Annotated in this window: 1 protein-coding gene; it reads left to right on the plus strand. The window is 39.3% G+C overall.

The genetic code is table 11. The annotated features are described in order from the left end of the window. The coding region (locus tag H4J41_RS00100; protein ID WP_182134717.1) for a tetratricopeptide repeat-containing sulfotransferase family protein at positions 1 to 1,781 on the plus strand (1,781 nt) is incomplete at its 5' end. Between the last annotated feature and the right edge of the window lie 278 nt (positions 1,782 to 2,059).

The raw sequence follows: 2,059 nt of genomic DNA on the forward strand, positions 1-2,059 counted from the left end.
TTAAACTCGATGAAACACATAGCCGTGCTAATCAAGAACAAGGCTTTATCCATTTAGCCTTAGATGAACCAGCACTGGCTAAAATTTCATTTGAAAAGGCGGTAAAACTTAACCCGAGTTTAGTCACTAGTTGGCAAGCATTAATTCACCTGTACCGAGATGAAAAGCAACAAGACAATATGCAAAAAGCCGCAAATCAGTTAGAGAAACTAAAAAAATTACCACCGGCCTTACTCGCGGTAACTGAATTAATGTACGAAGGGAAATTATTAAAAGCGGAACAAATTTGTCGACATTTTTTACAAGATAATAAACGCCACATCGATGGCATGTGTCTGCTTGCTGAAATAGGTGTAGAGCTAAAAATTTATGACGATGCTGAATTTTTACTGGCCAGTGCCCTTGAGTTGGCGCCCAATCATATAAATGCGCGCTCTCAGTACCTCAATTTACTTATTCGTTTAGGTAAATACAAAGTGGCAGAACAGCAAGTTGAAAAGTTACTCGCTATACAACCTGACAACCTGAGCTTCAAAGTCGCTAAAGCGAGTGCCTTAACAGGTTTAGGTAAAATAGAGCAAGCCATCATCCTATTTGAACAAGCGGTAGAGCAAAACGATCAAGTTGCAGGCTTTCAACTGCAGCTAGGCCATGCGCTAAAAACTAAAGGTGACATAAAAAAAGCCATTACGGCTTACCAAAAAGCCTACCAGCTAAACCCAAGTTATGGTGATGCTTTTTGGAGTTTAGCCAATACTAAAACCTACCGCTTTAGTGATGAAGAAATTGCGCAAATGCAAACACAGCAAAATAATAAAGCCTTAGCACTAACAGATAAGGTTCAACTCCATTTTGCTACCGGTAAAGCCTTTGAAGACAGAAAAGACTATAACCAAGCCTTTCAAGCCTACCAAGAAGGCAATAAATTACAACATGCTCATAGTGGCTTTGACATCAGCAAAGTAGAAAAACAAGTTGCAGAGCAAATTAAATACTGTACCGCCGGGCTGTTTGAGAGCCGTGGAAATTTAGGGCTTAATTTACCCGATCCGATATTTATTGTTGGTTTACCGCGCGCAGGCTCTACGCTACTTGAACAAATATTGGCTTCACATAGTCAAGTTGACGGCACGATGGAGCTACACAATATATTAGGCTTGGCATCACGGCTACGGGGCCGGAGTACCAGTCAAAGTGATAAAGAAGCCCAATATCCTAAAAACTTAAATGAAATTAATCCCGAGTATTTCAAACGCTTTGGTCAGCAATTTATTGACGAAACTCAAGTCTACCGAGAAAAGGCACCCTTATTTATTGATAAAATGCCCAATAACTTTCTTCATATTGGCCTGATCCGATTAATACTGCCCAATGCTAAAATTATTGACGCCAGACGCTCACCCATGGCTTGTTGTTTTAGCGGTTTTAAACAATTATTTGCCGAAGGACAAGATTTTAGTTACAAGCTTGAAGACATGGGTCGTTACTATCAAGCTTATTTAAAATTGATGGCACATTGGGATGGTGTCTTACCGGGTTATGTATTAAAGGTAAATCATGAAGATGTGGTTGATGATTTAGAAACACAAGTACGAAGAATACTTGATTTTTGTGGCTTAGAGTTTGAACAATCCTGTGTCGATTTTCATAAAACCAAGCGCAATATTAAAACTCCAAGCTCTGAGCAAGTGCGTCAACCCATTTATAAAAGTGCCACTGAGCAATGGCGACATTTTGAGCAACATTTAGCGCCATTGAAAAAAGTGTTAAATTTGCCATAGGAAAAGCATATATCGTCCTGCTTTCATCTGAGCTGAATGGACTCACTAAGGTCTGAAAGCTCAAGTGTCTGGGGATGCGTGAACATAAAAAATCGAACATATTAATGTTCGCTTTTTTTGTTAATCGTGACCGTCCTAAATAATTAAAACTACACTTTCTCTACCTTAATTTTATAAAAAACACTATAAAGCACAGGTACGGCTATCATGGTCAAGATAGTGGCAAACGCTAATCCGCCCATAATGGTCACCGACATATCAGCAAAGAAAGGGTCAAA

The organism is Colwellia sp. MB3u-45, assembly GCF_014077005.1.
Taxonomy (GTDB): Bacteria; Pseudomonadota; Gammaproteobacteria; order Enterobacterales; family Alteromonadaceae; genus Cognaticolwellia.